At 68.4% G+C, this 13630-nt stretch carries 10 protein-coding genes; all 10 read right to left on the bottom strand.

The features are described 5' to 3' along the window. The coding region (locus tag DB30_RS24525; protein ID WP_052553162.1) for an ATP phosphoribosyltransferase regulatory subunit at positions 1-1119 on the bottom strand (1119 nt) is incomplete at its 3' end. Positions 1120-1129: 10 nt separating this feature from the next. Continuing rightward, positions 1130-2452 (bottom strand): DUF1015 domain-containing protein, encoded by a 1323-nt coding sequence (locus tag DB30_RS24530; protein ID WP_052553164.1) that lies wholly within the window; start codon positions 2450-2452, stop codon positions 1130-1132. Positions 2453-2497: 45 nt separating this feature from the next. Next, positions 2498-3793 carry a phosphoribosylamine--glycine ligase gene (gene purD, locus DB30_RS24535; protein WP_052553166.1) on the bottom strand — a complete coding sequence of 432 codons (1296 nt, stop codon included), beginning with the start codon at positions 3791-3793 and terminating at the stop codon, positions 2498-2500. Between the two features lie 15 nt (positions 3794-3808). Then, positions 3809-5425 carry a bifunctional phosphoribosylaminoimidazolecarboxamide formyltransferase/IMP cyclohydrolase gene (purH, locus tag DB30_RS24540; RefSeq protein ID WP_052553168.1) on the bottom strand — a complete coding sequence of 539 codons (1617 nt, stop codon included), beginning with the start codon at positions 5423-5425 and terminating at the stop codon, positions 3809-3811. Between the two features lie 204 nt (positions 5426-5629). Next, positions 5630-6007 carry a sigma factor-like helix-turn-helix DNA-binding protein gene (locus tag DB30_RS24545; protein WP_240480319.1) on the bottom strand — a complete coding sequence of 126 codons (378 nt, stop codon included), beginning with the start codon at positions 6005-6007 and terminating at the stop codon, positions 5630-5632. Positions 6008-6334: 327 nt separating this feature from the next. Then, the gene (locus tag DB30_RS24550) at positions 6335-6880 is read right to left on the bottom strand and encodes a MerR family transcriptional regulator (protein WP_146660451.1); all 546 of its coding nucleotides are present in this window, start codon (positions 6878-6880) and stop codon (positions 6335-6337) included. Positions 6881-7554: 674 nt separating this feature from the next. After that, positions 7555-9417 (bottom strand): serine/threonine protein kinase, encoded by a 1863-nt coding sequence (locus DB30_RS24555; RefSeq protein ID WP_052553172.1) that lies wholly within the window; start codon positions 9415-9417, stop codon positions 7555-7557. A 223-nt stretch (positions 9418-9640) separates the two neighbouring features. Next, the gene (locus tag DB30_RS24560) at positions 9641-10555 is read right to left on the bottom strand and encodes a penicillin-insensitive murein endopeptidase (RefSeq protein WP_146660453.1); all 915 of its coding nucleotides are present in this window, start codon (positions 10553-10555) and stop codon (positions 9641-9643) included. Between the two features lie 127 nt (positions 10556-10682). Beyond that, positions 10683-12008 carry an aminotransferase class III-fold pyridoxal phosphate-dependent enzyme gene (locus DB30_RS24565; RefSeq protein ID WP_052553175.1) on the bottom strand — a complete coding sequence of 442 codons (1326 nt, stop codon included), beginning with the start codon at positions 12006-12008 and terminating at the stop codon, positions 10683-10685. Between the two features lie 104 nt (positions 12009-12112). After that, positions 12113-13612, bottom strand: coding sequence for a CoA-acylating methylmalonate-semialdehyde dehydrogenase (locus tag DB30_RS24570; RefSeq protein WP_052553180.1), 1500 nt, complete (start codon positions 13610-13612; stop codon positions 12113-12115). Positions 13613-13630: the final 18 nt, after the last annotated feature.

Below are 13630 nucleotides of genomic sequence, written 5' to 3' on the forward strand. Positions count from 1 at the left end.
GCCCAAGCGCGGGCTCGACTCGACGGCGATCAAGCGCGCGGCCGACAGCTCGGCGCCCGCGACCTGGATGTCGGCGGCCGCGAGCGCGTCCTCGAGCGCGTCGAGATCGAAGGCCAGGCCAACAGCCGGCAGCGCGGCGCCGTAGCGACTGACGAGGTCGTCGTAGCGACCCCCGCGAACGATCGGCGAGCCGACCCCCGGCGCCCACACCCGCAGCCGCAGCCCGGTGTAGTAGTCGAAGCCCCGCACCTCGCCCAGATCGACGAGCACCCGCGCCGCGCAGCTGGGGTGCTCGCGCTCGATCGCGGCGACGACCTCGCGCAGCTGATCGATCGCCTCGCCCGCGCCGATCGATCGCAGCCGCTTGCGGGCCGCGGCGAGCAGCGCGGGCGGCCCGTACGAGTCGGCCAGCGACGCGAACGCCTGGGTCGACGCCCGATCGACCCCGGCCCGCTCGAGCACCCGCGTGAGCCCGTCGAGATCCTTGCGCGCGAGGTGATCACGCAGCTCGCGCTCGATCGTGGGCGACAGCCCGAGGAACGCGAGCGCGTCCCGAACCACCGCCGCGTGCGAGAGATCGAAGCGGTGCGCCGAGCTGCCGAGCGCGAGCAACGATGCGTCAGCCAGGCCGATCAGCTCGGCGTCGGCGCTCTCGCTTCCGTCGCCGAGATACTCCACCCCAACTTGGTGCAGCTCGGCGCGATCGTCCCGACCGTTGGGCAGCCGCACGAGCGTCGCGGCGTAGCACAGGCGCATGCTGTCGCCAGCGGCGACCGCCCCACCGACGCGCTGCGCGACCACGCGGGCGATCTGCGGGGTGACATCCGAGCGCAGCGCCACCACCCCGCCAGTGCCGGCTTCGATGAAGCGAACGCAGCGCTCCCGATCTTCTGCGCCAAGCCCACGGCCCAGCACCTCGAAGTACTCGATCAGCGGCGGTACGATCTCGCGGTAGCCCCAGCGCTCGAACCAGACGAGCAGCTCGTTTGTCAGGGCCCGACGACGCCGGGCCGCGATCGGCAGCAGATCCCGCGCGCCGATCGGCAGCGGACTGAACACGCTCGTATCAACGGTTGCGGGCTCGGCGGGCCGGCGCGGCTTGGCCTCGTCGCGGGACATCCGAGCTCGCTCAGCTCGCGTCGCCGATCGGGCGAAACACCAGCCCGGTCGGGATCTTGGGGAAAAAGAAGGTGCTCTTCTGCGGCATGACCTCGCCGCTGTCGCACACCGCCACGACGTCCTGCACGGGCGTCGCGTTCATGAAGCACACCAGCTGCGTGTCGTCGTCGCTGCCGGCTTGACCGCGGGCGCGGGCCAAGGCCGCGTCGCTCGACTTCTCGTAGCCAAGGTTGGTCTTGGCGGCTTGGGCCTGCTTCGTGATGCCGAGCCCGCGCTCGAGCAGCAGCTCGTGCAGCAGCGCGACATCCAGCCGCTGCAGCGCGGCCGGGAGCTGGCCAAGCCCGGCGCTGTCTGGGTTGAAGTCGGCCCGCAAGGTCAGCACCGCGAGCGTGTCGGCCCCGGGGATCGCCAGCCCAAACGCAGCCCGCTGCGCGCCTGCGTCACCCAGCAGCTGCCGCAGCGCGAGCGCGTTGGCGGGCATCGGGACCCGGCTCACGTCAAACCATTGCTCGAGATCGCCAAGCAACGCCGGCAGGTCGACGCCGCTGGCGAGATCGTGGACCAGCCGATGGGTCGGCAACACCACGAGCCCGTCGTCGTCGAGGTTTGACAGGTAGACCATGCCAAACCGGGCCGCGTCCCCGCGACCGGCCGCCTCGAGCTCGTCGCGAAAGCTGCACATGGTCTCGTAGCGGTGGTGGCCGTCGGCGATGTAGATGTTCTTGTCGGCCAGGACCTGCTCGAGCGCCGCGCAGGCGCTTGGATCACTGACCCGCCACAGGCTGTGGTGGACGTCATCCCAGTCGACGTCCAGATCGGGCTTGCCGAGCGCGGGTCCAACCGCCGCCTCCCAGCGCCGATCGGGATCGGCGAACAGCCCAAACACCAGCTCGAGGTGGGCGTCGCAGGCCCGCATCAGCTCGAGCCGGTCTTGCTTGGGGCCTGCCAAGGTGCGCTCGTGTGGCAGCACCGGCCCATCGCCGAAGCGGGTCAGCTCGATCAAGCCGATGAAGCCCTTGCGCACGTACGTGCTGCCCTCGGACTCGAAGCGCTGGTGGTAGACGTAGTAGCCAGGCTCGGGATCGGCGACCAGCGCCTCGGCCTGAAGTCGCGCGAACGCTTCGGCGCCAGCCCGATACTTGGCGAGAGGATCGGTGCTGCCGGCGGGCGCCTCGGGCAGGATCACGTGGACGCAGTTGTGGTCCGACGCGCCAGCGAGCGCGGCCCGACGGGCGTCGTCGATCACATCGTAGGGCGGCGCGAGCAAGTTGCTCGCCGGCCCAGCTTTGCTGGTGTCATAACGGCGGCCCGAGAACGCGCGAATCTTGGCCATGGGAATCGCGCTATACCTGTCGCGGCGGCCAGCGTCCATGCTGGTCTATGTGGGGGCCACGGACAGCCCGTGGGCGGCGATGTCCCGCCGGAGCTGCCCGCCCTCGACGCTCACGCGATCCGCGAGGCCGTAGGCCCGCGCGAGCGCGGTGCGCAGATCGTCGCCGCTAGCGCAGAACCCGAGCACCCGCCCGCCGTTGGTCCGCCACAGCGCGCCATCCCGCTGGGTGCCCGCGTGAAAGATCGCCAGCTCGGGGTCATCACCCGCGATCCGCATCGCCTCGTCCAAGCCGCGCAGCTCGACGCCCTTGGTCGACGTCTCGGGGTAGCCGGCCGACGCCAGGACCACGCTCACAGCGGGCCGACCGGGGAGCAGCTCGTCGACCAGGGCCCCGCCACCCGCGGCCCCCTGCGCGGCCGCGAACAAGCGCGGCACCAGCGGGACCTGCAGCCCGAGCATCAGCGGCTGAACCTCTGGGTCGCCGAACCGCACGTTGTACTCGATCACGTGGGGCTGCCTGTCCGCGTCGATCATCAGGCCAACGAACAACACCCCGATGAACGGTCGCCCCTCGCTGCGCAGCCCTGCCAGGGTCGGGGCCACCACCTGGTCCATCACGCGCCCGCGCACGACGTCGTCCACGATCGGCGCTGGCGCATAGGCACCCATGCCGCCGGTGTTGGGGCCCGTGTCGCCCTCGCCGATCCGCTTGTGATCCTGGCAGGCCTCGAAGCACGCGGCCGCGGTTCCGTCGGTGAGCACGAAGAAGCTGGCCTCTTGCCCGCGCAGGCGCTGCTCGAGCACGACCTCGGCACCCGCAGCGCCAAATCGACCGCCCTCGAGGCACGCGCGCACGGCCGCCTCGGCTTGCGCGTGGGTCTCGGCCACCGTCACGCCCTTGCCAGCCGCGAGCCCGCTGGCCTTGACGACGGGCGCCTCCGCGAAGCTGCGCAAGGCGGCGAGCGCCTCGGGCATCGACGACACCGTCACGTGGCGCGCGGTCGGGATCGCGTGGGCCCGCATGAACGACTTGGCGACCGCCTTGCTGCCTTCGAGCTCGGCCGCGCCGGCGTCGGGACCGATCGTGGGGATCCCCGCTTGGCGCAGGGCGTTGGCCAGCCCCGCGACCAGCGGCGCCTCGGGCCCGATAATCGCCAGATCCACCGATTCGCGGCGGGCGAGCGCGGTGAGGTCGGCGAAGCTCGGGCACTCGAAGCAGTCCGCGAGCATCGCCAGCGCGTCGCTGCCTGGACTCGCAACCACGCGGTGGCCTTCGCTCACGCACCGCCACGCGAGCGCGTGCTCGCGGCCACCACTGCCTACAATCAAGATCGTGCTCATGTCCGTAGTCTTGGCCTAGTGCCGAAAGTGCCGCTCGCCGGTCGCTACCATGGCTAGGTCGTGCTCGTCACACGCGGCCACCACCTCGGCGTCGCGCATCGATCCGGCCGGCTGCACGATCGCGCGGACGCCCGCCTGCGCGGCCGCGTCAACGCTGTCACGAAACGGAAAGAACGCGTCAGAGGCCAGGACCGCGCCCTTGGCCCCCTCGCCCGCGCGGCTCACGGCCTGGCGCACGGCCTCGACCCGCGAGGTCTGGCCGCCACCGATCCCCACCGTCACGTTGTCGCGGACCAACACGATCGCGTTGGAGCGCACGTGCTTGGCGACGCGCTGGCCAAGGTCGAGGCTGCTGAGCTCGGCGGCCGTCGGGACCCGCTTGGTCGGGACCTGACCGTCCTGGGCGGCCACGCCGATCACGTCTTCACGCTGAACGAGCACGCCGCCCGCGACCGAGCGCAGCCGCAGCGGCGGCGGGCCCGGGACGGCGGTGAACATCTGCGGCAGCTCCAGCACCCGCATGCGCTTCTTCTTGGCCAGCAGCGCGCGGGCCTCGGGGGTGTAGCCGGGGGCGATCACGACCTCGAGGAAGGTCTCGATCAAGCGCTCGGCCAAGCCGGCGTCGACCGTCTCGTTGACCGAGACGATGCCTCCAAACGCGCTCTCGGCGTCGGCCTCGCGGGCGCGCACGTAGACCTCGGCGAGGGTCTCGCCGCCGGTCCCGATCGCCGCGCCGCACGGGGACAGGTGCTTGAACACCGCCGCCGCCCGGCCACCCTTGGGCAGCCCAGCGTGAAGATCGCGGATCAAACCGAGCGCCGCGTCGGCGTCGAGCAGGTTGTTGTAGCTCAGCGCCTTGCCCTGGTGGACCACCGCCTGATCCAGCCCGGTCTGCTCGGCGGCGGCGTAGTCCGTCCGAAAAAACCGCGCCGACTGATGCGGGTTCTCGCCGTAGCGCAGCTCCGCGAGCGGCTCGCCGCTGACGAACAACCCCGGGGTGATCGCGGCCGCGTCGATCGCTTGGCCCTCGTCGTCGTGGCGCGCGAGGTAGTCGGCGATCGCGGCGTCGTAGCCAGCGGTGTGGGCGAAGGCCTTGCGGGCCAGTGACCGGCGCAGACCCTCGGGCAGCACGCCAGCGTGATCCGCCAGCGCTTCGCCGAGCGCCCCGTAGTCGCTCGGATCCACCACCACCGCCACCCTCCCCCAATTCTTGGCCGCCGCGCGAACCATGGTTGGCCCGCCGATGTCGATGTTCTCGATCGCGTCCTCGAAGCTGCACCCGGGCGCCCGGATCGTCTTCAAGAAGGGATAGAGGTTGACGACCACCAGATCGATCGCCGCGATCCCGTGCAGCTCGAGCTCGGCTTGGTGCGCCGCGGTCGGCAGCGCCAAGATCCCGCCGTGGATCTTGGGATGCAGGGTCTTGACTCGCCCGTCGAGGATCTCGGGCGCGCCGGTGAACTCCGAGACCTTCACGACCGCGACCCCCAACTCCTGCAGCGCCTTGTGGGTGCCGCCGGTCGAGAGCACCTCGACCTTGTGCGCGATCAAGATGTCCGCGAGCGTTGCGAGGTTGGACTTGTCGCTGACGCTGACGAGCGCGCGACGCACGGGTGCGGCTGAGGTCGACACGCCCGCCCGGTACCACACCCCCCACCCCGCTCGCCAGCGCGCGCCAGGCCAAACAGCCCACACACGACGAAGACCCGCGTAATTACGCAGGTCTCGAAGCGTGTCGCGTTGCGCACCCGCAGCTGCAGCCGCAGCGAGCGCGGGGCATGTTCGTGGCGTCGAGCGCTGGGCGGGCACACCCGCGCCGAAGCCCCCCGCCGTCCCTCACGAGGTGATCAGGTAGCTCATCAGCTCGTCGCCGCCCGCCTCTTTGAGCTTCATCAAGCCGCGAACCTCGACCTGGCGAATGCGCTCGCGGGTCAGGTTGAGGATCTCGCCGACCTCTTCGAGCGTGATGCCGCCTTGCTGCGCCACATCGAGCGCGCACGAGTTCTGCAGCTCCCAGACCTCGAGATCCGGGAAGTTGATCTTGATGCTGCCGGTGCGCGGGTTGACGTCGATGTACAGGTGATACTTGCAGCTGACGTAGGGGCACGGGCGCGAAACGTTCGCACACTCGCCGCGGCTCGCCGGACGCCAGTAGGACTTTTCGGGGTACAGCAGCGCGCCGATCCGCAGCTCCTCTTTGGTCAGCCGCTTCATCGCAATGGTCTTGGCACGCGTGCGACGCTTGATCGGCGGGATGGGAGCGCCGCTGATCGGCATGATCTCGGGGGCGGAGGGCGAAGTGGAGGAGCGGGTCTCGAGCATGGTCTGAGTTCTCTGCGGGTTGCGGGGAGGCGGTTGCGGGGGGCGGTTGCGGGGGCGTCGCGGCGCTCGGGCGCAGGAGTTCCGTGGCCGCGCGTTCGGTGGCGAGCCAGGCATCCAATGCGAGCGGTGAGCGACGAATACGGACTGAGCGGTCGGGCGGGGATCTAAGTGAAACGAAGCGTAAGGAGTCCAACGAAGAACGAGTCAAATGCAGCGCGGTCAGAGTAGTTCGGTGGGGTCGGCGACTCCGCCACCGCGGGGGCGACGGACGCCAGCGGCGGGTGTCAGCAGCTTCTCGAGGCGCTGGACGGCGCCGAGCAGCTCACTGGCCGCGCGCTTGATCGCTTCGAGCTCGCTGAACAAGCGCTCGCGGCGGGGGCCGGCGGGTTGCTCGACCAAGCGGCCCTCGAACGCGTCGACCAGCTTGTTGCTCGCCTCTTCGAGGTTCTCGATGTCGTCTTGGAACGCGAGAAACTTCGACTGAATTTCCTCGAGCGTGTAGCGCTCGCCCATCAACTTCTTGATCAAGTTGATGCGGCGCACCGCCCGAACGGGATAGACCCCGCGCGACCCTTGGTGCTTGCCCTTCGATCCGATCCGATGCGAGCGCGGCACGAGGCCGAGTTGCACGTAGCGGCGCAGGTTCGCTTCGCTGAACCGGACTCGTCGCTCGCTGAACACCCGAACCAGCTCCTGAGAGCTGAGCCCGTCCGCGTTCGCGGCTTCGATCTCGCGCACTTGCGCTTCGGATAGAGCGACTGTCATGGCCGTGATCCCGGGCTGGAGAGAGTGGAGAGATGCGCGAGGGAAGAAGTGCGCGAGGAGAGGAGGATATCGAGTAGCAGTCCGGGGTTGGCTTCACGTGTGAGTCTATTTTATGGTCTGACTCTGTCGTGGCGCCCGAGTGTAATCTACTCAGTGGAGTGAAGAAAGCACTTTCGCTCGGACCTCTCAAATTTTTGGAGAAGTTTCGAGCGTGTCGGTTCTCGGCGCTCGCGCTGAGTGGCCGTAGGTGGCAGAATTCAGCTACTTTTGCGTGCTGAACAAACGCCAAGGCAATTCGGGCGAGCGGCCTCCGAGCGTCGCTCGAGCGATCGATCCACGCGATCACAGCCGCGCTCAACGATCGCTTGAATGGATCTTGTCACTCGATTTAAACAGGCACACTGTGCGCAATGGGAATCCATGTTCAGTGGGCCAAAAGGACAGATCATTACATCTTCAGTTTTAGGTAACAGAAAACACCTGCCAAACACCGACTGATCAGGTGTGTCTGACCCGCTCTTTGTGCGCGGAAACCTGTTTCTGGGCCTACAGTGCCGGTTTTCGAGCGAATTGACCTCAGGGACACCAGGGCGCAACACACACAGCATTGGCCGTTGGTACAGTGCACATTCGAATGGTGACGCGCGCGTCGCCGCCGAGTGAACGCCAGCAGGTCAGAGCTTCTCGAGGACGACCTTCCAGGAGCTGAGCACCCGCACCCTGTAGTTCTTGCCAGCCTCGACTTTGATCTTTCCGGCCTTTTTCCACGGATCGGCTTCATCCTGGCGCAGGTCGACCCGATGGGTACCAGCCTCGAGCTTGATGCTGCGACTGGGCTCGAGCGCAAAAGACTGCCCCGCGACCCTGACGTACACGTACAAGAAGCCGCCGCTGCCCTGGTTGGTGAGCAGGTAGACGTCAGCTGGCGGCCCTGCCGGTGCTGGCGGCTCTTTTTTCGGCCGGGTGATGGTCTTGGTGGTCTTGGTGGTGCCACCGTCGTCCTCAGCGCCAGCGTCATCCTCGCCAGCGTCATCCTCGCCAGACTCTCCACCAGTCTCGGTCTCGGTCCCCGTCTCGGGTCCAGTCTCTGTCCCAGTCTCTGTCCCCGTCTCCGCTGTCCCCGCGTCTGGCGCTTCGTCGACATCAGGCTGGGGATCGGGCGGAAAGTCGGATTTCTGCGCGATCGCAACTTGCGATCCGGTCTCCGTGCCGCCGTCCGCCGAGCTCGCCGAATCACCGGCGCCCGCCGTGGCCGACTGCGCCCCACCGCCCCACCACCCCAGCGGGAACCCAAGCCCGAACACCCCAAACGAGAACGCCAGGGTCATCGCGGCGACGACCAGCATCAGCCCCGCCGAGCCGCGCTGGGCTGGCTCGGCCGAGATCATCGAGGTGGGTCCGCTCTCGTCGTGACCCGACCCGACCCAGGTGTGCGTCGCGCCCCGATCCCCGCTGGGCCCGCTCTCTTGCGGGGACTCCACGGCGGTCACGGCCTCGTGCGGCTGCGACCCCCCCAAAGAAGCAGCCGAGGCCGGCGCCGAACCCTGGCGAGTGTCTGCCGGCACGGTCTGCGCGACGCTGGCTGTGGAAGGACCGACGCCCTCCCCCGCCCGCAGCATGTCGGTGCTGACGATCCCCGAGCGCGGGCCCCCAGACCCAACCCACCGACGGATCATCTTGCCGAGCTCGAGCGCGCTGTTGCGGTAGCCCGGCCAGGAGTAGAGCAGCTCGAGGGCCTCGTCAGCCGACTGCATGCGGCGCGCAGGATCGGGCTCGAGCAGGCGGGTGCGCAGGCGCTCGAGCTCGGCGGGGGCTTCAACGGTCAAGGCTGGGAGCTCGCCGCTGAGCACCATCGAGTAGAGGTCGCCCTCGTCGCGCGTGGACCGGAACCGCTCGTTCTCCAGCAGCTCGTGAAGGATCGCCCCGACCGCGTAGAGATCGACGGTCGGCTCGCGCGAGCGGCCACGCAGCTGCTCTGGCGCCATGTAGCGCAGCTTGCCCTTCACGTGCATCCCGGAGGTCTCTTCACGGGCCAGCCGCGCGACCCCAAAGTCGGCGAGCTTGACCTCACCCGAGACCGACACGAGCACGTTGTGGGGAGACACGTCGCGGTGGACGATCGTCGCCTTGGCGCCGTCATGGTGCAGCGCGTGGGCGTACGCGAGCCCGCGCAGGACCTCGCCGATCACGTGGGCCGCGACCACGGTCGGCACGCGCTCGCCGTCGGCGAGCATCTTGCGGCTCAGCTCCGACAGGTTGAGGCCGTCGACCCACTCCATGACCATGAAGCACTCGCCGTTGATCTCACCAACGTCGAACACCTGCACGACGTTGGAGTTGGTCAGCAGCATCGACAGCCGCGCCTCCTCGATGAACATGTCGCGGTAGCTGGGATCGTCGAGCAGATCGCGCGCGAGCAGCTTGATCGCCACGGCCTTGCTCGCGCCAGCCATCGCCGCGCGCCGGCCCATCCAGACCTCCGCCATGCCGCCGCTGCCGATCTTGCGCAGCAGCTCGTAGTCGCCCAGTCGCCTCAACGGGCAGTAGGTTCGCGTTCGGAGCTTGGAGATGTCAACCGCTCGCGGCCGGATCGGCGGGCGAGCAACCGGCCCATTTTGGGACCGGTGCCGCACAGGTGGTGGTGGCGGACATGAAACACGGGCAGCAGCAGCACACACATCGCGGTATCGGCCGGCGCGAGTCGGGTTTGCAGCCCTCGCAGAAAATGTTCGCTGCCCGACGGATTGGCCATTTGGCCACTCACCCGTGCAGGAAGAACAGGGGTCGGCTGAGCAGTGCCTTGGTCACCGTTGGCTCGTAGCGCTCGGGGCCCACGTACTTGTAGGTCTTTTTTTCGTGGTGCCAGATCGGACCGGTGTCCGTGCAGCCCAGCTCACGATCGGCCCGCGAGCAGTACAGACGCACGTGAAAATGATCGTCGTGTGGGGCCCGAGCGGAGGGCTGCTTCATCACCTCGCGCCCGTACTCGATCACCCACCGGGGTCGGTCGTGCCGCTCCGCCCATCGGAGCAAGCGTTGCTCGAGCTTGCTGCTGACGAAGATCCACTGGACGCGGATCGATCGATCGGACAACAACGCCTCGACCAGCGCCCAATTGTTGGCGTCGTCAAACCGGCGCTGCGACCAGGTTGGCTCTTCGTAGCCGGTCGCGCGCATGTGGCGAGGGACGAAGGGGTGGCCATCCTCGTCGAAGTGGACCATCTCGACCTCGGGCGGGGGCAGCTGCCGGCCCTGCTCGTTGACGGCGTAGAAGATCAAGTCGACGTCGCGCCCGCTCTGGTGGCTGGCGTGCCAGATCGTCTTGCCGCCCCGCTTGGGCGACAGATCCGCGACCCCAAGCGTGACCCTTCGCCGCCCCTGCTGCACGTTCGCGGCGGCCCGCTCGATCGTGGCCACGAGCTCGGTGGTGCCCCACTGGTTGCCGCGCTCGCGCCAGGTCGCAGGCACCTTGTAGCCGGGGCCGCGGGTCGGCATTTCGATCGGACGATGGATCCGACCACCCGCGGCGCGACCGACCGACACCGAGGTGTAGTCGGTCCAGTGGCCCGGCGTTGCACAGCCGACGGAGGCGGCGACACCCACGAGCGCGAGCGCGGCAAACATCTTGGTCACCACGCTCGCCGCCACGCGAGCTCGCCCCTTGCCAGAACCCATCGCTAGATCATGCCTCACTCACCACTGGATGCCAGCCCGGAGGTCTCGGCCGTCGAGGTGCCCCCGCCGCCGCTGACGTCGTCGCCCTTGCAGCCCGACCCTGAATTCGGAGCAGATTTTCATATGCCTACGCTTCGAAGACCGCGTCGGTGGTGTCGAGGCCCCGATCGATAATCTCGAACCCCTCCAGCAGCTGGGCCTTGGTGATGCAAAGCGGCGGATTGCACATGAAGCTGCCCCAGTGCATGAGCGTGAACAGCCCCTGATCGCGGAAGAACCCGGCGAGCTGCTGCATCGCGGGGTGGGTGCCGTTGTAGGGCGCGATCGAGTCGCCGGCCGCGTTGCGCTGGACGTCGATGATCCCAAACAAGCCGATGCAGCGGCCCCCGCGAACGGACGGGTGCTTGGCCGTGAGCCGCTCGATCTCGCTGCGCATGACGTGCTCGAGCGTGGCCGCGTTCTCGACCATGCCCTCGTCGATCAGGATGTCGATCGCAGCCAGCGCGACGTTGCACGCGAACGCGTGGGCGTTGTAGGTGAGCCCGCCCCAGAACACGTTGTCCCGAAAGTGATCCGCGATCTTGGCCCGCACGCCCATGGCCCCCAGCGGGACCGCCGAGCTCGTCAGGCCCTTGGCCATGGTCAGGATGTCCGGGACCACGTCGTAGTGCTCGACCGCAAACAGCTTGCCGGTCCGGCCCCAGCCGCACATCACCTCGTCGCAGACCAACAAGATCCCGTACTTGTCGAGCAAGGTCCGTAGACCCTGCAGCCAGCCGGCTGGTGGGGGCAGGATCCCGTTGGTCCCCACCACCGTCTCGACGAACATCGCCGCGATCTGATCGGGCCCCTCGTAGGTGATGACCTCTTCGAGGTAGCGCAGGTGGTTTTCGGTGATCTGCGCTTCGTCGGCGCCAAAGCTGTACTCGTAGGGCCACGGCGGCATCACGTGGACGTAGCCGGGGCCGCCGGGCTCGTTGTGAAGCCGCCGGGGATCCCCGGTCAGCTGCATGCACGCGTTGGTGGCCCCGTGGTAGCTGCGATAGCTCGACAGGATCTTGGCGCGCCCGGTGTACAGGCGCGCGGCCTTGATCGCGTTCTCGTTGGCCTCGGCGCCGCCAAGCGTGAAGAAGAAGCTGTTGATGTCGCCGGGGCACAGCTCGGCCAGCCGCTTGCCCAGCCGCGCGCGCGGCTCGGTCGCCGCGCCGGGGTACACGTAGTGCAGACCCTCGGCCGCCTGCTTGATCGCCGCGACCAGCTTTGGATGCGAGTGGCCGATGTTCACGGACATCAGCTGGCTGTTGAAGTCGAGGATCCGCTGCCCCTCGGGCGTGTACATGTACACGCCCTCGGACCGCGCGATCGGCAACGGGGCCACCTTCCCTGTCGCCGACCACGAGAACATCGTGTGCTCGAGACAGGCGCTGATCATCTCTTCGCTGGTCATGCTCATGGCGGCGGACACTTTAGCCCAGCACGTCCACGCGCGTCACAACGAAGCCCACCGAAATCTTCGCTGCGGGCCAGACCTGCCGGCCCGCCCCGCGCTCGATCAGCTCACGACATCCAAGTCGTGTCCTTCTGCAGCGCCCACTTCGACGTCACCTTGCGCGGCCGGGTCCAGAACCGGAACCCGTCCCAGCCGGTGATGTTGCCGTGGCCAAACAACGAGTCGTTCCAGCCGCCAAATCCAAACGGCTCGCGCGGCACGGGGACGCCGATGTTGACCCCGCACATGCCCGCTTCGACCCGGCTCATGACCGCCCGCGCCACGTGCCCGGAGGTGGTGTAGACCGACGAGGCGTTGCCGTAGCCGCTGGAGTTCTCCAGCGCGATCGCGGCGTCGAGGTTGGGCACGCGGACGATGCTGAGCACGGGTCCAAAGATCTCGTCCTTGGCCGCCGGGCTGTCGGGCGCGACGTGATCGATGACGGTGGCGCCCATCCAGTAGCCGCCGGCCTCCTCGCCCCGCTTGTTGCGACCGTCGACCAGGATCGTGGCCCCGCCCTGCTCGGCGCGATCGATGTAGCCCTTGATGCGATCGATGCTCGATGCGTTGGTGATCGCGCCGTGGTCGGTGCCGGGCATCAGCTTGGCGGCCTGCTCGGCGATCGCCGCGATGATGTGATCGACGTCGCCAACGGCCACCAGGTTGGCGGCCGCCATGCAGCGCTGGCCCGAGCAGCCGGTGAACGAGGCCACCACGTTCTCGGCCGTGAGCTCGACGTCGGCGTCGGGGACCACGATCAAGTGGTTCTTGGCCCCGCCCAGACACAGCGCCCGCTTGCCCGCCGTGCAGGCCCGCCCGTACACGCTGCGCGCGACCGCGGTCGACCCCACGAACGCGAACGCCGAGATGCCGGGGTGATCGCACAGCGCCTCGACGGTCGCCTTGCCGCCATGGACCAGGTTGAACACGCCGCTGGGTAGCCCGGCCTGCACGAACAGCTCCGCGAGTCGGACCATGGACAGCGGGACCTGCTCGGACGGCTTGAGCACGAAGCAATTCCCGCCGACCAGCGCCTGCGGCAGCATCCACATGGGGACCATCAGCGGGAAGTTGAAGGGCGTGACCCCGGCGACGACCCCGAGCGGCTCATCGGTGACCTGGCAGTTGACCCCGCGGCTGACGTCGAGCTGGGTGCCGGCGGCCAGGTTGGGCAGCGAGCAGCCGTACTCGACGCACTCGATCGCCTTGTCGACCTCGGCGAGCGCCTGCGCGTAGATCTTGCCGTTCTCGTGCGAGACCAGCCACGCCAGCGACTCGCGCTCGGCCTCGAGCAAGCCCCGCAACCGATAAAACACCTGGGCCCGCTCCCGCATCGGCCACTGCTTCCACTCGGCCGAGGCGGCCGCAGCGGCAGCCACGGCACGATCCACGTCAGCGGCGGCCGACGTCGGCGCGCTGCTCATGGCCTGTCCGTGGCGCGGGTTGATCACGTCGAGCGACTCGCCCGACGCGGCGTCCTGCCACTCGCCGCCGATCCAGTTCTTGACCTTTGCGGTGGGCGTGAACGCGTAACTTTGGGTGGAGAATTTTCCGAGGATCTCACTCATGGCGTCGTTACTCTCAGC

The sequence above is a fragment of the Enhygromyxa salina genome (genome assembly GCF_000737335.2).
GTDB lineage: Bacteria > Myxococcota_A > Polyangia > Nannocystales > Nannocystaceae > Plesiocystis > Plesiocystis salina_C.

Bases quoted from the DNA above. Each gene is read 5' to 3' on its own strand.
- DB30_RS24530 (WP_052553164.1), bottom strand. From the start codon at position 2,452: ATGGCCAAGATTCGCGCGTTCTCGGGCCGCCGTTATGACACCAGCAAA.
- purD (WP_052553166.1), bottom strand. From the start codon at position 3,793: ATGAGCACGATCTTGATTGTAGGCAGTGGTGGCCGCGAGCACGCGCTC.
- DB30_RS24545 (WP_240480319.1), bottom strand. From the start codon at position 6,007: ATGAAGCGGCTGACCAAAGAGGAGCTGCGGATCGGCGCGCTGCTGTAC.
- DB30_RS24550 (WP_146660451.1), bottom strand. From the start codon at position 6,880: ATGACAGTCGCTCTATCCGAAGCGCAAGTGCGCGAGATCGAAGCCGCG.
- DB30_RS24560 (WP_146660453.1), bottom strand. From the start codon at position 10,555: ATGGGTTCTGGCAAGGGGCGAGCTCGCGTGGCGGCGAGCGTGGTGACC.
- DB30_RS24565 (WP_052553175.1), bottom strand. From the start codon at position 12,008: ATGAGCATGACCAGCGAAGAGATGATCAGCGCCTGTCTCGAGCACACG.
- DB30_RS24570 (WP_052553180.1), bottom strand. From the start codon at position 13,612: ATGAGTGAGATCCTCGGAAAATTCTCCACCCAAAGTTACGCGTTCACG.